This window comes from Ensifer oleiphilus (genome assembly GCF_013371465.1).
Lineage (GTDB): Bacteria > Pseudomonadota > Alphaproteobacteria > Rhizobiales > Rhizobiaceae > Ensifer > Ensifer oleiphilus.
In genome coordinates, this window is sequence record NZ_JABWDU010000001.1 from 1,329,372 (window position 1) to 1,352,516 (window position 23,145).

The window sequence follows — 23,145 nt, forward strand, 5'->3', positions numbered from 1 at the left end:
GATTTACCCCTTGATCCCTCCGATATAACATGACTGCAAATAGCCTCTTTTGCAGTGCGGCAATCTGTCCTTCGAGCTTCGATTTTACCGTAAAGTCTGCCCATCCCTGCAAATCGGCGCTTTGTCGCGGCACGTCGTCCAATCCTGTGTCGCGAACCGGTTTAAATGCCCCTCGAAGGCTTGCGCGCAGGCGCGGGCTGCGCTAACCACTCTGGCGTTGCAACATATTTTTCGGCCTGCGAGATTTGTTGTTTGGCGCTCTCCCATGCGCCCTCCCGCAGGCAGGGACGGATAACAATGACTGAACTTCTCGGTTCCTATGTTCCGATCGCGATTTTCATTGGAATCGCACTTGTGATCGGTGTGGCACTTTTGATTGCCCCTTTCGCCGTGGCGTTCAAGGCGCCTGATTCGGAAAAGCTGTCGGCCTACGAATGCGGTTTCAATGCGTTCGACGACGCGCGCATGAAGTTCGACATTCGTTTCTATCTTGTGTCGATCCTCTTCATCATCTTCGACCTGGAAGTCGCCTTCCTCTTCCCGTGGGCCGTTTCGTTCCACCAGCTGGGCTGGTTCGGGTTCTGGTCCATGATGGTCTTCCTCGGTGTGCTGACGATCGGCTTTATTTATGAATGGAAGAAGGGAGCGCTGGAATGGAACTAGCATCCGGCACCACGCTCGTTGCGCCCAAGCCGAAGGGGATCATCGATCCCTCGACCGGCAAGCCGATCGGCAGCAATGATGCATTCTTCGGCGAGATCAACAATGAGCTCGCCGACAAGGGTTTTCTGGTCACCTCGACCGACGAGCTCATCACCTGGGCGCGCACCGGTTCGCTGATGTGGATGACGTTCGGCTTGGCTTGCTGCGCCGTCGAGATGATGCAGATGTCGATGCCGCGTTACGACGCCGAGCGCTTCGGCTTTGCGCCGCGCGCGTCGCCGCGCCAGTCCGACGTGATGATCGTCGCGGGCACGCTGACCAACAAGATGGCGCCTGCGCTGCGCAAGGTCTATGACCAGATGCCGGAGCCGCGTTACGTGATCTCGATGGGCTCGTGCGCCAATGGCGGCGGCTACTATCACTATTCCTATTCCGTCGTGCGTGGCTGCGACCGTGTCGTGCCCGTTGATATCTATGTGCCAGGCTGTCCTCCCACGGCAGAAGCGCTGCTTTACGGCGTGCTTCTGCTGCAGAAGAAGATCCGCCGGACCGGCACGATCGAACGCTAAGGGTAGGGGGTTCTGAACATGAGTGAAGCCCTGAACGAGCTTGCCTCCTATCTGCGCGAGACGCGCAGTCAGCTGATTTCGGACGCTGCAATCAATTACGGCGAACTGACGCTGACCACGACGGCTGCAAATCTGATCGAGCTGTTGACGTTCCTGCGTGATGACGTGCAGTGCGCCTTCATCAACTTTGTCGATGTTTGCGGCGTAGACTGGCCGCAGCGGCCGGATCGTTTCGACGTCGTCTACCATCTGCTGTCGCCGCGCCAGAATCTGCGTGTGCGTATCAAGGTTGCGACCGGTGAAGGTGAACCTGTGCCGTCGGCCACCAGCGTCTTTCCGGGCGCCGACTGGTTCGAGCGCGAAGCCTACGACATGTACGGCATCCTGTTCACCGGCCATCCGGATCTGCGTCGCATTCTGACCGACTACGGTTTCGAAGGGCATCCGCTGCGCAAGGACTTCCCGGTTACCGGGTTTGTCGAGGTTCGTTATGATGACGAAGCCAAGCGCGTCGTCTATGAGCCCGTCGAACTGAAGCAGGAATTCCGGAACTTCGACTTCCTCTCCCCGTGGGAAGGGACGGAATACGTCCTGCCCGGCGACGAGAAGGCGAAAGCACGGTGAGACTAAGGCGGCCCGCGGCGACCCCTTGAGGGTGCCGTCCGGCCTGGAGCAATCGGTATGACCGAACATAACGTCCGCAATTTCAACATCAACTTTGGTCCGCAGCATCCGGCGGCGCACGGCGTTCTGCGTCTGGTGCTCGAGCTTGATGGCGAAATCGTCGAACGAGTCGACCCGCATATCGGCCTGCTGCATCGCGGCACCGAAAAGCTGATCGAAACCAAGACCTATCTGCAGGCCATTCCCTATTTCGATCGGCTCGACTACGTCGCGCCGATGAACCAGGAACACGCTTTCGCGCTTGCCGTTGAAAAGCTGACCGGCACTGAAGTTCCGATCCGCGGCCAGCTGATCCGCGTTCTCTATTCGGAAATCGGCCGTATCCTGTCGCATCTTCTGAACGTGACGACGCAGGCCATGGACGTCGGCGCGTTGACGCCGCCGCTCTGGGGCTTCGAAGAGCGTGAAAAGCTGATGGTCTTCTACGAGCGAGCCTGCGGCGCGCGCATGCACTCGGCCTATTTCCGCCCCGGCGGCGTTCATCAGGATCTGCCACATGAGCTGGTCGAAGACATCGGCAAGTGGATCGACCCGTTCCTGAAGACCGTCGACGATATCGACGAGCTGCTGACCGGCAACCGCATCTTCAAGCAGCGCAACGTCGACATCGGCGTGGTCAAGCTGGACGACGCTTGGGCCTGGGGCTTCTCGGGTGTGATGGTTCGCGGGTCCGGCGCTGCCTGGGACCTGCGCCGTTCGCAGCCATACGAATGCTATTCGGATATGGAATTCGACATTCCCATCGGCAAGAACGGCGACTGCTTCGATCGTTACCTCATCCGCATGATCGAAATGCGCGAGTCGGCCAAGATTATGCGCCAGTGCGTCAATCGCCTTCTCGGCGATGCCAAGGTCGGCCCGGTCTCGTCGATGGACGGCAAGATCGTTCCGCCGAAGCGTGGCGAGATGAAGCGCTCGATGGAAGCGCTGATCCATCACTTCAAGCTCTACACCGAAGGCTACCACGTGCCGGCCGGAGAAGTTTACGCGGCCGTTGAAGCGCCCAAGGGCGAATTCGGCGTCTACCTCGTCTCCGATGGCAGCAACAAGCCCTATCGCTGCAAAATCCGTGCCCCGGGCTACGCGCATCTGCAGGCGATGGACTTCCTCTGTCGCGGACACCAGCTTGCCGACGTTTCGGCCGTGCTGGGCTCCCTCGATATCGTGTTCGGTGAGGTGGATCGCTGATGCGTTTCGCGCCCCTGGCAACGGCTGGACTTCTTTTGCTCGCACCGGCGGCATCCGCGCAGGATTCCGCCAACAGCGAGGCGTCTGCCGGAATGCGTGGGGGCTCGATGGCCGAGCTCGTGGCCAACGGCTACGAGATCAAGGCAGCCGTGGCCAATGGCACGCGCTACATCGTATTTTTACAAAAAGACCAGTCGGCCTATGCCTGCGAGTTCGTTTCGGTGACGAAGTCGCGGTGTGGATCGATTAACTGATAAGGTGTCGTGAAGAATGTCTGTTCGTCGACTAGCCGAAGACAATGTCCAGCCGGCCGCATTCGCGTTCAATCGCGAGAATGCCGCCTGGGCACAAAAGACAATCCAGAAGTATCCGAAAGGCCGCGAGCAGTCCGCGGTCATTCCGCTGTTGATGCGGGCGCAGGAGCAGGACGGCTGGGTAACGAAGGCCGCGATCGAATCGATCGCCGACATGCTCGGCATGGCCTATATCCGCGTGCTCGAAGTCGCGACCTTCTATACCCAGTTCCAGCTGAAGCCGGTCGGCACGCGCGCTCACGTTCAGGTCTGCGGCACGACGCCGTGCATGCTGCGTGGCGCTGAAGACCTCATCCGCGTCTGCAAGAGCAAGATCGCGCACGACCCCTTCACTCTCAACGAGAGCGGCACGCTGTCCTGGGAAGAAGTGGAATGTCAGGGCGCCTGCGTGAATGCGCCGATGGTCATGATCTTCAAGGACACCTATGAAGACCTGACGCCCGAGCAACTCGAGCAGATTATCGACCGCTTCGAAGCAGGCAAGGGCGCTGAAGTCGCCACCGGTCCGCAGATCGACCGCGTGTTCTCCGCGCCGGAAGGTGGCCCGACGACGCTGACGACGCCGGACGCACCGGTGAAGAGGGCTCCCGCGAGTGACAAGAAGGCCAGTGACGCGCCTGCTGTCAGTGTTCCGCCGGCGAATGCCGCGCGCGTCAAGACCGATGCCAGCGAAACCAACGCCGCCGTGAAGACGCCGGCGACGGCAAAGGCGGCAGCGGCCGAAAACGCCAAGGTCGAAGGCGACACCATCGACAAGTCGAAGCCCACCAAGGCGGCTGAGGTTTCCGGCAAGCCATCGCTCGAAGACAAGAACCGCCCGGCAGGCATCGCCAGGCCGGTTTCTGTCGACGATCTCAAGCTGATCTCCGGCGTTGGCCCGAAGATCGAGGGCACGCTGCACGAACTCGGCATTTACACTTTCGCGCAAGTCGCGTCGTGGAAGAAGGCCGAACGCGAGTGGGTCGACGGCTATCTGAATTTCAAGGGCCGGATCGAACGTGACGATTGGGTCAAGCAGGCCAAGGCGCTCGCCAAGGGTGGCGAAGCCGAATACATCAAAGTTTTCGGCAAGAAGCCGCGGTAAAGAGGTGAACCATGCTCAGAGATGAAGATCGCATCTTTACCAATATCTATGGCCTCAAGGACAAGTCTCTCAAGGGCGCGATGAGTCGCGGCCATTGGGACGGCACCAAGCAGATCCTTGAAAAGGGTCGTGACTGGATCGTCAACGAGATGAAGGCCTCGGGCCTTCGTGGACGTGGCGGCGCAGGCTTCCCGACCGGTCTCAAGTGGTCCTTCATGCCGAAGGAAAGCGACGGACGTCCGCACTACCTGGTCGTCAACGCCGACGAATCCGAGCCGGGCACCTGCAAGGACCGTGACATCATGCGTCACGATCCGCACACCCTGATCGAAGGCTGCGTCATCGCCAGCTTCGCCATGGGTGCGCACGCCGCCTACATCTACGTGCGCGGCGAATATATCCGCGAGCGCGAGGCGCTGCAGGCCGCGATCGACGAGTGCTATGATGCCGGCCTGCTCGGCAAGAACAACAAGCTCGGCTGGGACATGGACATTTACGTCCATCATGGTGCGGGTGCCTACATCTGCGGTGAAGAAACAGCACTTCTCGAAAGCCTTGAGGGCAAGAAGGGCCAGCCGCGCCTGAAGCCGCCGTTCCCGGCGAACATGGGCCTTTATGGCTGCCCGACGACCGTCAACAACGTCGAGTCGATCGCCGTTGCGCCGACGATCCTGCGCCGCGGCGCCGGCTGGTTCTCGGCGATCGGTCGCCCGAACAACGTTGGCACCAAGCTGTTCATGCTGTCTGGCCACGTCAACAAGCCGTGCACGGTCGAAGAGGCGATGGGCATCACCTTCCGTGAGCTCGTCGACAAGCATGCCGGCGGTATTCGCGGCGGCTGGGACAACCTGCTCGCCGTCATCCCCGGCGGCGCATCGTGCCCGGTGGTCAAGGCGGAAGACATCATTGATTGCCCGATGGATTTCGACGGGCTTCGCGAAGTCAAGTCGTCCTTCGGTACGGCTGCGGCCATCGTCATGGATCGCTCCACCGACATCATCAAGGCAATTGCCCGTATCTCGGCTTTCTTCAAGCACGAGAGCTGCGGCCAGTGCACGCCGTGCCGCGAAGGCACCGGCTGGATGTGGCGCGTGATGGAACGCATGGTCCAGGGTCGCGCCCAGAAGCGCGAGATCGACATGTTGTTCGACGTGACCAAGCAGATCGAAGGTCACACGATCTGTGCCCTGGGTGATGCGGCCGCCTGGCCGATCCAGGGCCTGATCCGCAATTTCCGTCCGGAGATCGAAAAGCGCATCGACGAATACACTCGCAACGCCACGTCGCATGGCGCGGTGCTGGAAGCGGCGGAGTAACGGGCCATGGCCGGCGCGCGCAAGGATGGACAGGTGAGGGGAGAAGCCGACAGCGGCATTTCTTCGGCTCGTCCGCTTGGCGGCGATCCGGCCGATCCGTTCGGCATGGCCGAATGGATGAAGGGCATGCCGCAGGTTCCGTTGCACCCGCTGATGGCACATCCGGCAGGGGCCATTGCTGCTGCAACCGCACTCGGCTTCGGTCTGTCGAGCCACATCGCAGGCGTCATGCTCGGCGCGATGCAGGGTGCTGTCGAGGTGTTGCAGAAGGGGTCGGCTGTGGCGGTCCAGCCGCATACGGGCGCTCCGGCTGATGCCATTTTGAGCAAAGTCGCTCCGGTTCGTGCAGAAGCAGAGCCGCAAGTGGCCGTGAAGCCAGTTGCGGCGAAGAAGAGCCCGGTATCCAAGCCTCAGGTTGAGAAGACATCGGCCGAGCCTGCAAAGGCGAAGGCCGCTTCCAAGCCCAAGACCCGTGCCAACGACGACCTCAAGCGGATCTCCGGCGTCGGGCCGAAGCTCGAGCAGGTCTTGAACGGCAAGGGTATTCGCCGGTTCGCCGATATTGCAGCGTGGAGCGAAGCCGATGTTGCCCGCTTCGACGACGAACTGGGCTTCGGCGGACGCATTCTGCGCGACGACTGGGTAAAGCAGGCAAAGGCGCTGAAAGGCGCGAAAGAATAAGAGGCGGTGACCTCAAGAGGTCACCACCGGCAAGCAGCGTGGCTGTGTTGGAATTGTCCGTCGCCTGGAAGGTGGACGGATGGAAGACAGGATTGAGTACGAAGATGGCAAAGCTGAAAGTCGACGGAAAAGAGATCGAGGTCCCGGATCATTTCACGCTGCTTCAGGCGTGCGAAGAGGCCGGCGCCGAGGTTCCGCGCTTCTGTTTCCATGAGCGGCTGTCGGTCGCCGGTAACTGCCGCATGTGTCTGATCGAGGTGAAGGGAGGGCCGCCTAAGCCTGCCGCCTCCTGCGCCATGGGCGTGCGCGACCTTCGCCCCGGCCCGAACGGCGAGACGCCGGAAGTCTTCACGACCACGCCGATGGTCAAGAAGGCGCGCGAAGGCGTCATGGAATTCCTGCTGATCAACCATCCGCTCGACTGCCCGATCTGCGACCAGGGCGGCGAATGCGACCTGCAGGACCAGGCGATGGCCTTTGGTATCGACAGTTCGCGCTACCAGGAAAACAAGCGCGCGGTCGAAGACAAGTATATCGGCCCGCTGGTCAAGACGGTGATGAACCGCTGCATCCATTGCACGCGCTGCGTCCGCTTCACCACGGAAGTCGCCGGCATTGCCGAGCTTGGCCTCATCGGCCGCGGCGAAGATGCCGAGATCACCACCTATCTCGAACAGGCGATGACCTCCGAGCTGCAGGGCAACGTCGTTGACCTCTGCCCGGTCGGCGCGCTGACCTCCAAGCCCTTCGCCTTCACGGCGCGTCCGTGGGAACTGAACAAGACCGAATCCATCGACGTGATGGACGCGCTCGGTTCTGCCATCCGCGTCGATACCCGTGGTCGCGAAGTGATGCGCATCATGCCGCGCGTCAACGAGGACATCAACGAAGAGTGGATCTCCGACAAGAGCCGCTTCATCTGGGACGGCCTGAAGACCCAGCGTCTCGACCGTCCTTACGTCAAGAAGGATGGCCGCCTGCAGGCAGCCAGCTGGAGTGAGGCGTTCGAAGCGATCAAGGCCGCCGTTGCCGCGAGCTCCGGCGACAAGATCGGCGCCATTGCCGGCGACCTTGCTTCCGTCGAAGAAATGTATGCGCTGAAAGAGCTGCTCACCTCGCTCGGTTCCGAAAACGTCGACTGCCGCCAGGATGGCGCCGCACTCGATCCGTCGCTCGGCCGCGCCAGCTACATCTTCAATCCGACGATCCAGGGCATCGAAAGCGCCGACGCGCTGTTGGTCATCGGGTCGAACCCGCGCTTCGAAGCATCCGTTCTCAACGCTCGCATCCGCAAGCGCTACCGGATGGGCAACTTCCCGATCGCCGTCATCGGCGAGCCGGGCGAACTGCGCTACGAATACGAATACCTCGGCGCAGGCACCGACACGTTGGCCGAACTCCTGTCCGGCAAGGGCAAGTTCGCAGCGACCCTGAAGGCGGCGCAGCGCCCGATGATCATCATCGGCCAGGGCGCAGTGGCAGGGGAGGGCGGTCAAGCCGTTCTCGCTGCAGCCGCCAAGCTCGCAGCCGCAGTTGGCGCAGTCACCGCGGACTGGAACGGCTTTGCCGTTCTGCACACCGCAGCGTCGCGCGTTGGTGGTCTCGACCTCGGTTTCGTACCCGGCAAGAATGGCAGGACGGCGGCCGAAATGGTGTCCGCCTCCGACGTTCTCTTCCTGCTCGGCGCAGATGAAATCGATCTGGCGAACCGCAAGGCCGGCTTCACCGTTTATATCGGTTCGCATGGCGACAACGGCGCCCATGCTGCCGACGTTATCCTGCCGGCTGCCACCTACACCGAAAAGTCCGGCACCTGGGTCAACACCGAGGGCCGTGTCCAGATCGGCAACCGTGCCGGCTTCGCCCCGGGCGACGCGCGTGAAGACTGGGCGATCATCCGTGCGCTTTCCGACGTTCTCGGCAAGAAGCTGCCCTTTGATTCGCTTGGCGAATTGCGCTCGAAGCTCTATGCCGCACACCCGCATTTCGCCGATGTCGACGCGATTGCCGTCGGCAGTGGCGACGAAATTGCCGCACTTGCTCAAAAAGCCGGTGAGATGGGCAAATCCGTGTTTGCGTCTCCGGTCAAAGACTTCTATTTGACGAACCCGATAGCGCGCGCATCCGCCGTCATGGCCGAATGCTCGGCATTGGCACGCAACAACTTCAAAGCTGCGGCGGAATGAGCGCGAGGGAATAGAGTATCATGGACGCTTTCATTTCGACCTATGTCTGGCCTGCGATCATCATGGTCGCCCAGTCGCTGCTGCTGCTGGTCGCGCTGCTGCTTTTCATCGCCTACATTCTGCTCGCTGATCGCAAGATCTGGGCGGCAGTACAGCTTCGTCGTGGACCGAATGTGGTGGGCCCCTGGGGTCTTTTCCAGTCCTTCGCCGATCTTTTGAAGTTCGTCTTCAAGGAACCGGTCATTCCGGCTGGCGCCAACAAGGCGATCTTCCTGCTGGCACCACTCGTCTCCGTGACGCTGGCGCTGGCCGCCTGGGCGGTTATCCCGCTCAATGCCGGCTGGGTGATTGCGAACATCAACGTCGGCATCCTCTTCGTGTTCGCCATATCTTCTCTTGAGGTTTATGGCATCATCATGGGCGGCTGGGCGTCGAATTCGAAATATCCCTTCCTCGGTGCACTTCGCTCCGCGGCACAGATGGTTTCCTACGAAGTCTCGATCGGCTTCGTCATCGTCACCGTTCTGCTGTGCGTCGGTTCGCTGAATCTGACGGATATCGTCAATGCACAGAGCAACGGTATCGGCACGAACCTGGGTCTGCCCGCATCGTTCCTCGACTGGCACTGGCTGGCGCTGTTCCCGATGTTCGTCGTGTTCTTCATTTCGGCGCTCGCTGAAACGAACCGTCCGCCCTTCGATCTGCCGGAAGCGGAATCCGAACTCGTCGCCGGCTTCATGGTCGAGTACGGCTCCACGCCCTACATGATGTTCATGCTCGGCGAATATGCCGCCATCTGCCTGATGTGCGCGCTGACGACCATTCTCTTCCTTGGCGGCTGGTTGCCCCCGGTTGACGTCTGGTTCCTGAATTGGGTCCCCGGGATCATCTGGTTCGTTCTCAAGGCATCCTTCGTGTTCTTCATGTTCGCGATGGTGAAGGCTTTCGTTCCGCGTTACCGCTACGACCAGCTGATGCGTCTCGGCTGGAAGGTCTTCCTGCCGATCTCGCTCGCAATGGTCGTGATCACTGCATTCGTTCTCAAGCTGACGGGAGCCGCATGATGCTGGCTTTCGCTTGGTTGCATACCGCTGGCCGCTCTGAGGCCAGCAAGTCTGGAGGTAAATGATGGCCGGTCTTTCGCACGCCGTCAGCTCGCTGTTCCTCAAGGAATTCGTCGGCGCGTTCTTTCTGTCGATGCGCTACTTCTTCAAGCCGAAGGCGACGTTGAACTATCCCTTTGAAAAGGGTCCGGTCAGCCCACGCTTCCGCGGCGAACACGCTCTGCGCCGTTATCCCAACGGCGAAGAGCGCTGCATCGCCTGCAAGCTCTGCGAGGCGATCTGTCCTGCCCAGGCGATCACCATCGAGGCCGGCCCGCGCCGCAACGACGGCACGCGCCGCACGGTGCGCTACGACATCGACATGGTGAAGTGCATCTATTGCGGTTTCTGCCAGGAAGCCTGTCCGGTAGACGCCATCGTCGAGGGTCCGAACTTCGAATTCGCCACCGAGACGCGTGAAGAGCTGTACTACGACAAGGACAAGCTCCTCGCCAATGGCGACCGTTGGGAACGGGAAATCGCACGCAACATCGCAATGGACTCGCCTTATCGCTGAGGCCGCTGCGTGGTGCCGCCCCTGAACGGCGGCACATGTGAAACAGTTTGGGGCAAAGGCCGGACACGCGTCCGGCTTTGCCAGTGGAGTGGGGTTGCAAGAGCCTCACGCCGTGCAAGACGAAGAAGGCACCGATCATGGGTCTGCAGGTTCTTTTTTTCTATCTCTTTGCCTTCATCGCGGTGGCATCGGCATTTATGGTCATTGCGGCCAGGAACCCCGTTTATTCGGTACTGTTCCTGATCCTGACCTTCTTCAATTCGGCGGGCCTGTTCCTGCTGGCCGGCGCCGAGTTCCTGGCGATGATCCTGCTCGTGGTCTATGTCGGCGCGGTTGCGGTTCTCTTCCTGTTCGTCGTCATGATGCTCGACATCGACTTCGCGGAGTTGCGCGCCGGTGTGCTTGAGTATGCCCCGGTCGGTGCGCTGATCGGTCTGATCCTCGCTGCCGAACTGATCATTGTCGTCGGCGGCGCGACCTTCTCTCCGGAGATCGCCAAGGGGATCTCGATGCCAATCCCGGCGATTGCCGATCGCACGAACACGGCCGCCCTCGGCGACGTGCTCTACACCCACTATGTCTACTTCTTCCAGATCGCGGGCCTCGTGCTGCTGGTCGCCATGATCGGCGCCATCGTTCTCACGCTGCGCCACCGCACGAACATCAAGCGCCAGAGCATTCCGCAGCAGGTTGCCCGCACGCCCGAGACCGCCGTTGAGGTGGTCACGGTCAAGCCCGGGCAGGGCATTTAATTCGGACGCGAGGTCGAGGAACTAAAAAATGGAAATCGGAATTTCCCACTATCTCACCGTCAGCGCCATCCTGTTCACGCTCGGTGTCTTCGGCATCTTCCTGAACCGGAAGAACGTCATCGTCATCCTGATGTCGGTCGAACTGATCCTGCTTGCGGTCAACATCAACATGGTCGCCTTCTCGTCGTTCCTGAACGACATCACCGGCCAGGTGTTTGCCCTGTTCATTCTGACCGTCGCGGCCGCGGAAGCTGCGATCGGGCTTGCAATTCTCGTCGTCTTCTATCGCAACCGCGGCTCGATCGCAGTTGAAGACGTCAACATGATGAAGGGCTGATTGGGCTATGGATACCATCATCAAGGCTATCGTCTTCCTGCCTTTGATCGGCTTTCTGATCGCCGGCCTTTTCGGTAATTCGATCGGCGCCAAGGCTTCCGAATTTGTCACTAGCGGATTGATGATCATCACCGCCGCATTGTCGTGGTTCGTCTTCTTCGACGTCGCGCTCGGCGAGCAGGAGCTGATCAAGGTTTCGGTGCTGCGCTGGATCCAGTCCGGCAGCTTCGACGTCGATTGGGCTTTCCGCGTTGACACGCTGACATCGGTCATGTTCGTGGTCGTCAATACGGTGTCGACGCTCGTGCATGTCTACTCGATCGGCTACATGCACCACGATCCGCATCGTCCGCGCTTCTTCGCCTACCTGTCGCTCTTCACCTTCGCGATGTTGATGCTGATCACGTCGGACAACCTCGTGCAGATGTTCTTCGGCTGGGAAGGCGTGGGTCTCGCATCCTACCTGCTGATCGGCTTCTGGTATAAGAAGCCGTCGGCGAACGCTGCCGCGATGAAGGCGTTCATCGTCAACCGCGTCGGCGACTTCGGGTTCGCACTCGGCATCTTCCTTGTCTTCGTGCTGTTCGGCTCGGTCAGTTTCGAGACGATCTTCGCTGCTGCCCAGACCTACTTGCCGGCCGAAGGTGCCGCAGCAGGGGAGGCGGTCATCACGCTGTTCGGCATGCACCTCGACAAGGCCGATGCGATCACCGCTGCCTGCCTGCTGCTCTTCATGGGCGCGATGGGCAAGTCGGCCCAGTTCCTGCTGCACACCTGGCTGCCGGACGCGATGGAAGGCCCGACCCCGGTTTCGGCGCTCATTCATGCGGCAACCATGGTCACTGCCGGCGTCTTCCTGGTCGCCCGCATGTCGCCGCTGTTCGAACTGTCTCCGGATGCGCTCACCGTCGTTACGCTGATCGGCGCGATCACGGCGTTCTTTGCCGCGACCGTCGGTCTGGTCCAGAACGACATCAAGCGCGTCATTGCCTATTCGACCTGCTCGCAGCTCGGCTACATGTTCGTGGCACTCGGCGTGGGCGCCTATGGCGCGGCCATCTTCCACCTGTTCACGCACGCTTTCTTCAAGGCGCTGCTGTTCTTGGGCGCAGGCTCGGTTATCCACGCAGTCGATGGCGAACAGGACATGCGTTACATGGGCGGCCTACGGAAGCATATTCCGGTCACCTATTGGATGATGTTCATCGGTACCATCGCGCTCACCGGCGTCGGCATTCCCGGTACCGTCATCGGTACGGCCGGCTTCTTCTCCAAGGACGCGATCATCGAATCGGCGTTCGCGGCTCATAGCGCGGTTTCCGGCTTCGCCTTCGCGATGCTGGTCATTGCGGCTCTCTTCACCAGCTTCTATTCTTGGCGTCTGACCTTCATGACCTTCCACGGCAAACCGCGCGCTTCCTCGGATGTCATGCACCACGTCCATGAATCGCCGCAGGTCATGCTGGTACCGCTCTACATCCTGGCCATCGGTGCCCTGGTGGCAGGCTTCCTGTTCCATGACTACTTCTTCGGTCACCACTATGCCGAGTTCTGGCAGGGTGCCTTGTTCACCTCGGCCGAGAACGAGATTCTCGAGGAATACCACCATGTTCCGACGTGGGTTAAGTGGAGCCCGTTCTGCGCCATGGCGCTCGGTCTGCTGACGGCCTGGTACATGTATATCCGCCGTCCTGACGTGCCGAAGTATCTGGCAGAGCAGCATCGCGGCCTCTACCAGTTCCTGCTCAACAAGTGGTACTTCGACGAGCTGTACGACTTCCTGTTCGTCCGTTCGGCCAAGCGCCTTGGCGTCTTCCTGTGGAAGGAAGGCGACGGCCGGGTCATCGACGGCCTCGGCCCGAACGGGATTGCGGCACGCGTGCTTGATGTCACCGATCGTGTTGTCCGGCTGCAGACCGGTTACCTCTATCACTACGCGTTCGCCATGCTCATCGGCATCGCTGCGCTCGTTACATGGATGATGCTCGGGAGTTCCTTCTGATGACCGATTGGCCCGTACTTTCCGCGGTCACCTTCATGCCGCTCGTCGGCGTCCTGCTTCTCTTGCTGACAAGAGAAGACAGCGCCTACGGCCGCCGCAACATCCTGAACGTATCGCTGCTGACGACGCTCTTCACCTTCGCCGTCTCGGTCTATATCTGGTACCAGTTCGACAGCTCGAACCCGGGCTTCCAGATGACGGAGAAGCACGGCTGGCTCGGTACCGGGATTTCCTATCATCTCGGCGTCGACGGCATCTCGGTGCTGTTCGTCGTCCTCTCCGCCTTCCTGATGCCATTCTGCGTGCTGGCCAGCTGGTTCTCGGTTGAAAAGCGCCTGAAGGAATACATGATCGCGTTCCTGATCCTGGAAACGTTCATGATCGGCGTGTTCGTGTCGCTCGACATCGTGCTGTTCTACGTGTTCTTCGAAGCGGGCCTCATTCCCATGTTCATCATCATCGGTGTGTGGGGCGGCAAGGATCGCGTTTACGCCAGCTACAAGTTCTTCCTCTACACGCTGCTCGGCTCGGTGCTGATGCTGCTCGCCATCATGGCGATGTACTGGCAGGCCGGCACGACCGACATCACCGAACTTCTCGCCTATAACTTCCCGCGCGAAATGCAGACGTGGTTATGGCTGGCCTTCTTCGCCTCCTTCGCGGTGAAGATGCCGATGTGGCCGGTACACACCTGGCTTCCCGACGCACACGTTCAGGCGCCGACGGCAGGCTCGGTCATCCTGGCCGGCATCCTTCTGAAGCTCGGTGGCTACGGCTTCCTGCGCTTCTCGCTGCCGATGTTCCCGCTGGCCTCAGACTACTTTGCGCCGTTCGTCTTCACGCTGTCGGTTATCGCCATCGTCTACACCTCGCTGGTGGCGCTGATGCAGACCGACATCAAGAAGCTGATCGCCTATTCGTCGGTCGCGCACATGGGCTATGTCACCATGGGCATCTTCGCGGCCAACACGCAGGGCGTTCAGGGCGCGATCTTCCAGATGCTGTCGCACGGTATCGTTTCGGGTGCGCTCTTCCTTTGCGTCGGCGTCGTCTATGACCGTCTGCACACCCGCGAGATCTCGGCCTATGGCGGCCTCGTCAACAACATGCCGAAGTATGCCGTCGCCTTCATGGTCTTCACCATGGCGAACGTCGGTCTTCCTGGTACGTCCGGATTCGTCGGTGAAGTTCTGACCCTCGTCGGTGCTTTCCGCGCCAACACCTGGGTCGCGTTCTTTGCTACAAGCGGCGTGATCCTGTCGGCGGCCTATGCGCTCTGGCTCTACCGCCGTGTCGTGTTCGGTGCCCTGGAAAAGGAAAGCCTGAAGGCTCTGCTCGATCTGTCGGGCCGCGAGAAGGCGATCCTTTATCCGCTGGTGATCCTGACGATATTCTTCGGTGTCTATCCGGCGCCGGTCTTCGATGCGACGGCAGCCTCCGTGGATCTGCTCGTCAACAACTACACCGCAGCCCTGCAGGCAGCGCAAAACGTTGCGCTTTCGGTGCAATGACCACAGGACGTGATTGGACATGACTGCTGAAACCCTCCTCGCTAGCCTGCAGCTCTCGATCCCCGAGTTGATCCTCGCGGTCGGCGCGATGGCGCTCTTGATGATCGGCGTGTTTGCCGGTGAAAAGTCGACCTCGACCGTCACCGGCCTTGCGGTTGCCCTTCTCATCATCGCCGGCCTTTGGCTCGTCCTGAAGACCGGCGAGGGCGAAGCTTACGGCGGCGCCTTCCTGTCCGATCCGTTCGCCAAGTTCATGAAGGTGCTGGCGCTGATCGGCTCCATTACCGCCATGGTGATGACGGTCGGCCATGCCCGTTCGTCGCAGATTGACCGTTTCGAGTTCCCGGTGCTCCTGGTGCTCGCCACCCTCGGCATGCTGCTGATGATCTCGGCCAACGACCTGATGTCGCTGTACCTGTCGCTGGAACTGCAGTCGCTGGCGCTCTATGTCGTCGCCGCCATCAACCGCGACAGCATCCGCTCGACGGAAGCCGGCCTGAAGTACTTCGTCCTCGGCGCGCTGTCCTCGGGCATGCTGCTCTACGGTATGTCGCTGGTCTACGGCTTCACCGGCCACACCGGCTTTGACGAGATTGCGGCCGCCCTGACGTCGACCGGCACGCCGTCGCTTGGCCTTATCTTCGGCCTGGTCTTCATCCTGGCGGGCCTCGCTTTCAAGATTTCGGCCGTGCCGTTCCACATGTGGACGCCGGACGTCTATGAAGGCGCACCGACGCCGGTGACCGCGTTCTTTGCCGCTGCTCCGAAGGTTGCCGCCATGGCCATCTTCGTTCGCATCGTCATCAACGCCTTCGAACCTGTCGTCGTGCAGTGGCAGCAGATTGTCGTCTTCATCTCGATCGCTTCGATGCTGCTCGGCGCCTTCGCGGCGATCGGCCAGAAGAACATCAAGCGCCTGATGGCGTATTCATCGATTGGCCACATGGGCTACGCGCTCGTCGGTCTTGCTGCCGGCTCAATGGCAGGTGTCCGCGGCGTTCTGCTCTACATGCTCATCTACATGGTCATGACGCTCGGCACCTTTGCCTGCATCCTCGCCATGCGCCGCAAGGACGGCGAGAATGTCGAAAGCGTCGACGATCTCGCGGGCCTGTCGCAGACCAATCCTTTCATGGCCACGGTGCTCACCGTCCTGATGTTCTCGCTCGCCGGCATTCCGCCGATGGCAGGCTTCTTCGGGAAGTACTTCGTGTTCATGGCAGCGATCGAAGCGCATCTCTACGCGCTCGCCATCATCGGCGTGCTCGCCTCTGTTGTCGGCGCCTACTACTACCTGCGCGTCATCAAGGTGATGTGGTTCGACGATGCCAAGGGCGAGTTTGCCCGCACGGCCGGCGAGCTTCGCCTGGTCTTCGGTCTCTCGGGCCTGTTCGTGCTCGGATACGTCCTCATCGGCGGTCCGCTCGGCGAAGCCGCTGAAGTCGCGGCTCGGACCTTCTTTTGATCGGCCTTGAAGGCGGCGGCCGGGGTTCGCTCGACGATTTCCGGCACGTCGCGCTCAATGAAGTCGGTTCCACCAACAGCGAATGCCTGGCGCGGGCGCGAGAGGGAGACAGGGGAAACCTCTGGATCACCGCCGCACGCCAGACAGGCGGACGTGGCCGACGCGGCCGGGCCTGGTTTTCAGAGCCCGGCAATCTCTATGCCTCGCTCCTCTTGATTGAACCGGCGCCCATCGAGCTGCTGCACTCGCTACCGCTGGCCGTGGCGGTGGCGGTTCACAGGGCTATCCGCAAGGTGATGCCGCTTGCCGGCGCGCCGGTCGAGATCAAATGGCCGAACGATATTCTCATCGACGGCAAGAAGACCTGCGGCATCCTGCTTGAAGGCGAGAGCCTGGCAGACGGCCGTCGCGCGCTGGTCATCGGCTGCGGCATCAATATTGCCGTCATGCCGGATGAAGCGCTCTACCCGGTGACGTCCCTTCGCAACGAGGGCGCGTCGGTATCGCCGGACGAATTGTTTGCCCACCTGTTCCTGACTATGGCCGAGACGCTTTCCGTTTGGGACCAGGGCCGGGGTGTGGCACACATCATAGACCAATGGCGGGCGGCAGCGCGCGGCATCGGCGAGACCATTAAGGTGAACCTGCCGGATCGGTCGCTTTCCGGCCGCTTTGCCGGTATTGATCAGGACGGCCGGTTGATGCTCGATACGGGCTCGGACACGATGCAGACGATCGCCGCCGGCGACGTATTTTTCGGATAATCAAAACAAGGGCGCATCAAAACATGGCGCAAGAAGAAGAACTGGTGTTCTTGCCGCTCGGCGGCGTCGGCGAAATCGGGATGAACCTTGGCCTTTACGGCTATGGCAAGCCCGGGAACCGGCAGTGGATAATGGTCGATTGCGGCGTCACTTTTCCGGGTCCTGAGCTTCCGGGCGTCGATCTGGTGCTGGCCGATATCAGCTTCCTGGCGGAAGAGCGCCGCAATCTCAAGGGCATCATCATCACCCACGCCCACGAGGATCACTATGGTGGCCTCAACGATCTCTGGCCGGGGCTGAACGTTCCGGTCTATGCCTCGCCGTTTACGGCCGGCATGCTGGAAGCCAAGCGCGACTTCGAAAGGAGCCGCGGTGAAATCCCGATCACGATCTTCAAGCAGGGCGACCGCATCAATGTCGGCCCGTTCGAGATCGAGGCCGTCGGCGTCAACCACTCGATCCCCGAGCCGATGTCGCTGATCATCCGCACGCCGCTCGGCGCCGTCGTGCACACCGGTGACTGGAAGATCGACCTTCAGCCGTCGCTCGGTCCGCTTACCGACGAGCAGCGCTTCCGCAAGATCGGCGACGAGGGCGTGCTGGCGCTGGTCTGCGATTCAACCAATGCGCTTCGCGACGGCGTCTCGCCGTCGGAACAGGAAGTTTCCGCCAGTCTGACCGAGATCATCTCGAAAGCCGAAGGGCGCGTGGCGATAACCACTTTCTCCTCGAATGTGGGACGTATCCGCTCGATCGCCGAAGCGGCGGAAGAGGCCGGTCGTGACGTGCTTCTTCTCGGCAGTTCGATGAAGCGTGTCGTCGCCGTCGCCCGAGATCTCGGCCTGATGGAAGGGATCAAGCCGTTCCTCGCCGAAGACGAGTTCGGCTACGTGCCGCGCGACAAGGTCGTCGTTATCCTGACGGGCAGCCAGGGCGAACCGCGTGCGGCGCTCGCCAAGATCGCTCGCGACGAGATGCGAAACGTCGCCTTCTCCGCTGGAGATACGGTTGTGTTTTCGTCGCGCACCATTCCCGGCAACGAGAAGGCGATCAACGATATCAAGAACGGCCTGATCGAGCAGGGCATCCACATCATTACCGACAGTGAAGCGCTGGTGCATGTGTCGGGTCACCCGCGCCGCAGCGAACTGCAGCAGATGTACCAGTGGGTCCGTCCGCAGATCCTCGTTCCGGTGCATGGGGAAGCGGCACATCTGACGGCGCACGGTGAACTTGGACGTCAGTCGGGTATCGCCAGCGTCCCGCGTCTTCGCAACGGCGAGATGCTGCGCCTGGCACCCGGCCCGGCTGAGGTCATCGACACCGTGCCGCATGGCCGGATCTACAAGGATGGCTCGCTGATCGGCGACTTCGAGGAAATGGGTATCGGCGAGCGGCGCAAGCTCTCCTTTGCCGGACATGTCTCCGTCAACGTTGTGCTCGACAATCGCTACGACTTTCTCGGCGATCCGGACCTTGTTGCCATCGGCCTGCCCGAGTTTGACGACGAGGGCGAGGACATGGAAGACACGCTCTATGACGCCGTTCTCGGCGCTGTAGAGAGCATCCCGCGTGCCAAGCGCAAGGATCTGGCCATGCTGCAGGAGGCGGTGCGCCGCGCCGTGCGCAGCACGACCAACCAGATCTGGGGCAAGAAGCCTGTGGTCACAGTGTTCGTCACCAAGGTCTGATTTTCTTCAAGCCCCCGGCGTTGTAGATCGGGGGCTTGAAACCGGCACGAAGGTGGGAGGATCGCAATGCTCGGACGGGTGAACCACGTGGCAATCGCCGTGCCGGATCTCGCATCCGCTACCACGAGCTATCGCACGACGCTCGGCGCGACGGTGACAGAGCCGCAGGCCTTGCCCGAGCACGGGGTTACCGTCGTCTTCGTGACACTACCGAACACCAAGGTCGAACTGCTGGAGCCGCTTGGCGATGCCTCGCCGATTGCAGCATTCCTGGCCAAAAACCCGTCCGGCGGCATGCACCATATCTGCTACGAGGTCGAGGACATCATTGCTGCCCGTGACACGCTGAAAGCGTCCGGCGCACGCGTTCTCGGTGACGGCGAGCCGAAGATCGGTGCCCATGGCAAGCCGGTGCTCTTTCTGCACCCCAAGGATTTTCAAGGCACCTTGATCGAACTTGAACAGGTGTGACAGTTGATCGCGCGATGCCGGTTTGTGTGATCGCATCCATGGCGTTATAAGCAGGCCAGAATGTCGAGAGGATTGTTCCGGAGAGAGCCAGTGTGCACTTCGGGCGAGGTCCTCACCAGGAGCCGGAAATGCCGCTTTTTTCCACCTTTGCCATCTACTTCATTATCTGGTGGCTGACTCTGTTTGCCGTGCTGCCGCTTGGCGTGCGCACCCAGGCGGAGGAAAACGAGGTGGTTCCCGGCACCGTCGAAAGTGCACCGGCGCGGTTCCGTGCCAAGCGCGTTATTCTGTTGACGACGGCGATCGCCGCGGTCATCCAGCTCGCCTGGTACATCGTATCGGTGCGGCTCGGCTACGGCATCGACAGCATTCCGCGCTTCTATCCGAAGTTCTACTGAGGCGATCACCGGGATGGGCGCGGACGCTTAACGTCTGTGTTTTTCGGTCGATACTGACCGCTTGCCAACAATCCCCAGTTAAGTGTTTTCATTTTTCGACTGCACGGGTCCAAGGAAGTCGCTCGGGCGGCCCGTGGCGTGAAACCCGGGCAATCCTACGATTGACTGCCCAGAAATTGACACAGTTCAAGAAAGTGTTGCTGCTTCGCGGCAGTCTCGCTTGGCGAAAGGCAAAAAAAAACAAGGCTGAAAGCCTTGTTTTTCAAGTATCGCGTGATCTTTAATCCGTTTCCGGCGGCAGCGACGAAGCGCGCCTAAGATCTTATCCTCCCAAGACTTGACCGCGAAAGTCGGCAAGAATTTAGACTTCATGCCTGTTTTGTGAGCCGAAATTAGCCCAAACATTGGGCGATGTCACCCTGTTTTTTTGCATTTTTGCTACAGTTGGATAAAATTTCTCCGTTGACAAGCATCGTCGCAATCCTGTTACTAGCGTGCTCTTTTGACGCAGCTTTTGGCCTGCGGTTTCTCCTTCAGATCTCTCCATCTGCTCTGTGCTATTCCCACAGCAAGCAGGGTTTTCATCCGGGCGCGAAGCGGCTATGAACGCAGGGCTCGGATAGGTTCCAGCCGATTTGTCGGTTAAGGAAATTTGAGAGCCGACCCCAAGAAGCAATGGTCGCCTTTGCCTGTTTTGCTGAGACCGGCGTGCCTGAGCTCAACGTCATTTCGCCCGAATCCGTCGATAGTGCGACGTTCATCAAGTTTTGGAACCCGTCATGCGCCTGTCCCGCTTTTTCATGCCCATCTTGAAGGAAAATCCGAAGGAAGCGGAAATCGTTTCCCACCGTCTTATGCTCCGGACGGGCATGATTCGGCAGCAGTCCTCGGGTATTTACACCTGGCTGCCACTCGGAAAGCGGGTTCTCGACAAGGTCAATGCGATCGTCCGCGAGGAGCAGAACCGCACCGGCGCGAACGAACTTTTGATGCCGACGCTGCAGTCCGCCGAGCTTTGGCAGGAAAGCGGCCGCTATGACGCCTACGGCAAGGAAATGCTGCGCATCAAGGATCGCCAGGACCGACCGATGCTCTATGGCCCGACCAACGAGGAAATGATCACGGACGTCTTCCGTTCCTACGTGAAGTCCTATCGCAGCCTGCCGCTCAATCTCTACCATATTCAGCTGAAATTCCGCGACGAGATCCGCCCACGTTTCGGCACCATGCGCTCGCGCGAATTCCTGATGAAGGATGCCTATTCCTTCGATCTCGACCGCGAAGGCGCCGAGCACGCCTATAACAAGATGTTTGCCGCCTACCTGCGCACCTTCTCGCGCATGGGGTTGCGCGCCATTCCGATGCGCGCCGACACCGGCCCGATCGGCGGCAATCTCAGCCACGAATTCATCATTCTCGCCGAAACCGGTGAGTCCGAAGTGTTCTGCCACAAGGACTTCCTCGGCTTCGACATTCCCGGTGAAGACACCAATTTCGACGATGTCGCCGGCCTGAAGACGATCTTCGACAAGTGGACGTCGCGTTACGCCGCCACCTCGGAGATGCATGACGAGGCTGCGTTCAACGAAGTCGCCGAAGGCGACCGCGTGTCGGCACGCGGCATCGAAGTCGGCCATATCTTCTACTTCGGCACAAAGTATTCCGAGGCGATGGGCGCCAAGGTTCTCGGTCCTGATGGCAAGGAGCACACGGTCCACATGGGCTCCTACGGCATCGGCCCGACACGGCTGGTCCCGGCGATCATCGAGGCGTCGCATGACGACAACGGCATCATCTGGCCGAAGTCGATCTCGCCGTTCGATGGCGTGATCATCAACATGAAAGCGGGCGATGCCGCTTGCGACGCAGCCTGCGAGACGCTCTACTCGAAGCTCGGCGCTGCCGGATTCGACGCGCTGCTCGACGATACGGATGACCGCGCCGGCGCCAAGTTCGCATCGGCCGATCTGATCGGCGTGCCGGTCCAGATCATCGTTGGGCCACGTTCGATCGCTAGCGGCGAAGTCGAGCTCAAGGATCGCAAGACCGGTGAGCGCGAGACCATGACTGTCGAGGCGGCCCTCAACAAGCTGATCGCGACGAAGTAAGTGAGGCAAGGGGAGGCAGGATGACCGCCGTGACGGAAGATCAGGTGCAGGCTGCTGGCCAGTCCGCAAAGTCCGCCAGCCGCCCCTTTTCCGCCTTTGAGCGCATGGTCGCCTGGCGCTATCTGCGCTCGCGGCGCAAGGAAGCCTTCATTTCGGTGATCGCCGGCTTCTCGTTCATTGGCATCATGCTCGGCGTTGCGACGCTGATCATCGTCATGGCAGTGATGAACGGCTTCCGCACCGAACTCATCTCGCGCATCCTCGGCATCAACGGCCATATGATCGTGCAGCCGATCGATGGTCCGCTCAACAACTATGCCGAGCTTGCCACACGCTTTTCCGGCGTGAAGGGCGTGACGATGGCGATCCCGCTCATCGAGGGGCAGGTCCTGGCGCAGGGCGTCAGCGACAGCTCCACTGGCGCTCTCGTGCGCGGCATCCGCGCCGATGACCTCGGCAAGATGAAGTCGGTCTCTGACCATATCCAGTCCGGCGATCTCGTCGGCTTTGCCGCCGGCACCGGCGTTGCGATCGGCTCGCGCATGGCCGATCAGCTCGGCATCCAGGTGGGCGGCACCATCACTTTGACATCGCCGAACGGCGACGTGACGCCCATGGGCATGAACCCGCGGGTCAAGGCCTACACGGTTTCGGCGATCTTCGAGATCGGCATGTCGGAATACGATTCGTCGATCATCTTCATGCCGCTGGAGGAATCGCAGCTCTTCTTCAACGCCGAGGGGCTGGCGCAGCAAATCGAAATCTTCGTCGAGCACCCCGATATGGTCGATGAACTGCGCAAGCCGGTCGAAGATGCCGCCGGGCGCCAGATCTTCATCACCGACTGGCGCGACCGCAACAAGACGTTCTTTTCCGCGCTCGAGGTCGAGCGCAACGTGATGTTCATGATCCTGACGCTGATCGTTCTGGTCGCGGCACTGAACATCATCTCCGGCCTGATCATGCTGGTGAAGGACAAGGGAAGCGACATCGCCATCCTTCGCACCATGGGTGCGACCTCCGGGTCAGTCATGCGCATCTTCTTCATGACCGGGGCGGCAATCGGGGCTGCTGGAACCGTCGCCGGCGTGCTGCTTGGCGTCGTCGTCTGCTTGAACATCGAGTCCATTCGCCAGTTCTTCTCCTGGATTTCAGGCACGACGCTGTTTAGCCCGGAACTCTATTTCCTGAGCCAGCTTCCGGCGGATATGAATGCCGATGAGACGATTCTCGTTATCGTCATGGCGCTCAGCCTGTCGTTCCTTGCCACGATCTTTCCGGCATGGCGCGCCTCGCGTCTCGATCCCGTGCAGGCCCTGCGGTATGAATGACAAGGACAAC

22 protein-coding genes are annotated in these 23,145 nt (G+C 60.6%); all 22 read left to right on the forward strand.

Features of this window, described 5'->3' with window-relative positions:
* The first annotated feature begins 297 nt into the window (after window positions 1–297).
* The 22 genes from HT585_RS06380 to HT585_RS06485 all read left to right on the forward strand — a co-directional run bounded on the left by HT585_RS06380 (window position 298) and on the right by HT585_RS06485 (window position 23,135).
* Window positions 298–663: an NADH-quinone oxidoreductase subunit A gene (locus HT585_RS06380; RefSeq protein ID WP_112809915.1), complete on the forward strand. Its 366-nt coding sequence runs from the start codon at window positions 298–300 to the stop codon at window positions 661–663.
* Window positions 654–1,232 (forward strand): NuoB/complex I 20 kDa subunit family protein, encoded by a 579-nt coding sequence (locus HT585_RS06385; protein WP_077498495.1) that lies wholly within the window; start codon window positions 654–656, stop codon window positions 1,230–1,232. Before HT585_RS06380 ends, HT585_RS06385 begins: the two co-directional genes overlap by 10 nt.
* Window positions 1,233–1,250: 18 nt before the next feature.
* Window positions 1,251–1,856, forward strand: coding sequence for an NADH-quinone oxidoreductase subunit C (locus HT585_RS06390; RefSeq protein WP_176352083.1), 606 nt, complete (start codon window positions 1,251–1,253; stop codon window positions 1,854–1,856).
* 57 nt (window positions 1,857–1,913) lie between these two features.
* On the forward strand, window positions 1,914–3,104 hold the full coding sequence (locus HT585_RS06395; protein ID WP_176352084.1) for an NADH-quinone oxidoreductase subunit D: 1,191 nt from the start codon (window positions 1,914–1,916) through the stop codon (window positions 3,102–3,104).
* The gene (locus HT585_RS06400) at window positions 3,104–3,358 is read left to right on the forward strand and encodes a hypothetical protein (RefSeq protein ID WP_176352085.1); all 255 of its coding nucleotides are present in this window, start codon (window positions 3,104–3,106) and stop codon (window positions 3,356–3,358) included. The genes HT585_RS06395 and HT585_RS06400 overlap by 1 nt, the downstream gene beginning before the upstream one ends.
* 16 nt (window positions 3,359–3,374) lie before the next feature.
* Window positions 3,375–4,502, forward strand: a complete 1,128-nt coding sequence (locus HT585_RS06405) for an NADH-quinone oxidoreductase subunit E (protein WP_176352086.1) — start codon at window positions 3,375–3,377, stop codon at window positions 4,500–4,502.
* An 11-nt stretch (window positions 4,503–4,513) separates the two neighbouring features.
* Window positions 4,514–5,818: an NADH-quinone oxidoreductase subunit NuoF gene (gene nuoF, locus HT585_RS06410; RefSeq protein WP_176352087.1), complete on the forward strand. Its 1,305-nt coding sequence runs from the start codon at window positions 4,514–4,516 to the stop codon at window positions 5,816–5,818.
* 6 nt (window positions 5,819–5,824) lie between these two features.
* Window positions 5,825–6,499, forward strand: coding sequence for an NADH:ubiquinone oxidoreductase (locus HT585_RS06415; RefSeq protein ID WP_176352088.1), 675 nt, complete (start codon window positions 5,825–5,827; stop codon window positions 6,497–6,499).
* Between the two features lie 104 nt (window positions 6,500–6,603).
* Complete coding sequence (nuoG, locus tag HT585_RS06420; RefSeq protein WP_176352205.1) at window positions 6,604–8,685, forward strand: NADH-quinone oxidoreductase subunit NuoG; 2,082 nt, start codon at window positions 6,604–6,606, stop codon at window positions 8,683–8,685.
* 20 nt (window positions 8,686–8,705) lie between these two features.
* Window positions 8,706–9,749 carry an NADH-quinone oxidoreductase subunit NuoH gene (gene nuoH, locus HT585_RS06425; RefSeq protein WP_077498487.1) on the forward strand — a complete coding sequence of 348 codons (1,044 nt, stop codon included), beginning with the start codon at window positions 8,706–8,708 and terminating at the stop codon, window positions 9,747–9,749.
* A gap of 64 nt (window positions 9,750–9,813) precedes the next feature.
* The gene (gene nuoI, locus HT585_RS06430) at window positions 9,814–10,305 is read left to right on the forward strand and encodes an NADH-quinone oxidoreductase subunit NuoI (protein ID WP_112809906.1); all 492 of its coding nucleotides are present in this window, start codon (window positions 9,814–9,816) and stop codon (window positions 10,303–10,305) included.
* Window positions 10,306–10,442: 137 nt separating this feature from the next.
* Window positions 10,443–11,057, forward strand: a complete 615-nt coding sequence (locus HT585_RS06435) for an NADH-quinone oxidoreductase subunit J (protein ID WP_173419679.1) — start codon at window positions 10,443–10,445, stop codon at window positions 11,055–11,057.
* Window positions 11,058–11,085: 28 nt separating this feature from the next.
* Window positions 11,086–11,394 (forward strand): NADH-quinone oxidoreductase subunit NuoK, encoded by a 309-nt coding sequence (nuoK, locus tag HT585_RS06440; protein WP_025426592.1) that lies wholly within the window; start codon window positions 11,086–11,088, stop codon window positions 11,392–11,394.
* Window positions 11,395–11,401: 7 nt separating this feature from the next.
* Window positions 11,402–13,396, forward strand: coding sequence for an NADH-quinone oxidoreductase subunit L (gene nuoL, locus HT585_RS06445; RefSeq protein WP_176352089.1), 1,995 nt, complete (start codon window positions 11,402–11,404; stop codon window positions 13,394–13,396).
* Window positions 13,396–14,907, forward strand: coding sequence for an NADH-quinone oxidoreductase subunit M (locus tag HT585_RS06450; protein ID WP_077498483.1), 1,512 nt, complete (start codon window positions 13,396–13,398; stop codon window positions 14,905–14,907). Before nuoL ends, HT585_RS06450 begins: the two co-directional genes overlap by 1 nt.
* Before the next feature lie 19 nt (window positions 14,908–14,926).
* Window positions 14,927–16,372: an NADH-quinone oxidoreductase subunit NuoN gene (nuoN, locus tag HT585_RS06455; RefSeq protein WP_173419682.1), complete on the forward strand. Its 1,446-nt coding sequence runs from the start codon at window positions 14,927–14,929 to the stop codon at window positions 16,370–16,372.
* Entirely contained in the window at window positions 16,372–17,136 is a 765-nt protein-coding gene (locus HT585_RS06460; RefSeq protein ID WP_176352206.1) for a biotin--[acetyl-CoA-carboxylase] ligase, read from the forward strand. The genes nuoN and HT585_RS06460 overlap by 1 nt, the downstream gene beginning before the upstream one ends.
* A gap of 23 nt (window positions 17,137–17,159) precedes the next feature.
* A complete protein-coding gene (locus tag HT585_RS06465) occupies window positions 17,160–18,827 on the forward strand; it encodes a ribonuclease J (RefSeq protein ID WP_176352090.1) in 1,668 nt (555 codons plus the stop codon).
* Window positions 18,828–18,893: 66 nt separating this feature from the next.
* Window positions 18,894–19,298 carry a methylmalonyl-CoA epimerase gene (gene mce, locus HT585_RS06470; RefSeq protein WP_176352091.1) on the forward strand — a complete coding sequence of 135 codons (405 nt, stop codon included), beginning with the start codon at window positions 18,894–18,896 and terminating at the stop codon, window positions 19,296–19,298.
* 128 nt (window positions 19,299–19,426) lie between these two features.
* Entirely contained in the window at window positions 19,427–19,696 is a 270-nt protein-coding gene (locus HT585_RS06475) for a DUF1467 family protein (protein WP_025426599.1), read from the forward strand.
* Between the two features lie 779 nt (window positions 19,697–20,475).
* Complete coding sequence (proS, locus tag HT585_RS06480) at window positions 20,476–21,804, forward strand: proline--tRNA ligase (RefSeq protein WP_176352092.1); 1,329 nt, start codon at window positions 20,476–20,478, stop codon at window positions 21,802–21,804.
* 20 nt (window positions 21,805–21,824) lie between these two features.
* The gene (locus tag HT585_RS06485; protein WP_173419686.1) at window positions 21,825–23,135 is read left to right on the forward strand and encodes a lipoprotein-releasing ABC transporter permease subunit; all 1,311 of its coding nucleotides are present in this window, start codon (window positions 21,825–21,827) and stop codon (window positions 23,133–23,135) included.
* The last annotated feature ends 10 nt before the right edge of the window (window positions 23,136–23,145 follow it).

Coding starts and splice junctions, on each gene's coding strand:
- HT585_RS06380 (WP_112809915.1), top strand. CDS start 298: ATGACTGAACTTCTCGGTTCCTATGTTCCGATCGCGATTTTCATTGGA.
- HT585_RS06385 (WP_077498495.1), top strand. CDS start 654: ATGGAACTAGCATCCGGCACCACGCTCGTTGCGCCCAAGCCGAAGGGG.
- HT585_RS06390 (WP_176352083.1), top strand. CDS start 1,251: ATGAGTGAAGCCCTGAACGAGCTTGCCTCCTATCTGCGCGAGACGCGC.
- HT585_RS06395 (WP_176352084.1), top strand. CDS start 1,914: ATGACCGAACATAACGTCCGCAATTTCAACATCAACTTTGGTCCGCAG.
- HT585_RS06400 (WP_176352085.1), top strand. CDS start 3,104: ATGCGTTTCGCGCCCCTGGCAACGGCTGGACTTCTTTTGCTCGCACCG.
- HT585_RS06405 (WP_176352086.1), top strand. CDS start 3,375: ATGTCTGTTCGTCGACTAGCCGAAGACAATGTCCAGCCGGCCGCATTC.
- nuoF (WP_176352087.1), top strand. CDS start 4,514: ATGCTCAGAGATGAAGATCGCATCTTTACCAATATCTATGGCCTCAAG.
- HT585_RS06415 (WP_176352088.1), top strand. CDS start 5,825: ATGGCCGGCGCGCGCAAGGATGGACAGGTGAGGGGAGAAGCCGACAGC.
- nuoG (WP_176352205.1), top strand. CDS start 6,604: ATGGCAAAGCTGAAAGTCGACGGAAAAGAGATCGAGGTCCCGGATCAT.
- nuoH (WP_077498487.1), top strand. CDS start 8,706: ATGGACGCTTTCATTTCGACCTATGTCTGGCCTGCGATCATCATGGTC.
- nuoI (WP_112809906.1), top strand. CDS start 9,814: ATGGCCGGTCTTTCGCACGCCGTCAGCTCGCTGTTCCTCAAGGAATTC.
- HT585_RS06435 (WP_173419679.1), top strand. CDS start 10,443: ATGGGTCTGCAGGTTCTTTTTTTCTATCTCTTTGCCTTCATCGCGGTG.
- nuoK (WP_025426592.1), top strand. CDS start 11,086: ATGGAAATCGGAATTTCCCACTATCTCACCGTCAGCGCCATCCTGTTC.
- nuoL (WP_176352089.1), top strand. CDS start 11,402: ATGGATACCATCATCAAGGCTATCGTCTTCCTGCCTTTGATCGGCTTT.
- HT585_RS06450 (WP_077498483.1), top strand. CDS start 13,396: ATGACCGATTGGCCCGTACTTTCCGCGGTCACCTTCATGCCGCTCGTC.
- nuoN (WP_173419682.1), top strand. CDS start 14,927: ATGACTGCTGAAACCCTCCTCGCTAGCCTGCAGCTCTCGATCCCCGAG.
- HT585_RS06465 (WP_176352090.1), top strand. CDS start 17,160: ATGGCGCAAGAAGAAGAACTGGTGTTCTTGCCGCTCGGCGGCGTCGGC.
- mce (WP_176352091.1), top strand. CDS start 18,894: ATGCTCGGACGGGTGAACCACGTGGCAATCGCCGTGCCGGATCTCGCA.
- HT585_RS06475 (WP_025426599.1), top strand. CDS start 19,427: ATGCCGCTTTTTTCCACCTTTGCCATCTACTTCATTATCTGGTGGCTG.
- proS (WP_176352092.1), top strand. CDS start 20,476: ATGCGCCTGTCCCGCTTTTTCATGCCCATCTTGAAGGAAAATCCGAAG.
- HT585_RS06485 (WP_173419686.1), top strand. CDS start 21,825: ATGACCGCCGTGACGGAAGATCAGGTGCAGGCTGCTGGCCAGTCCGCA.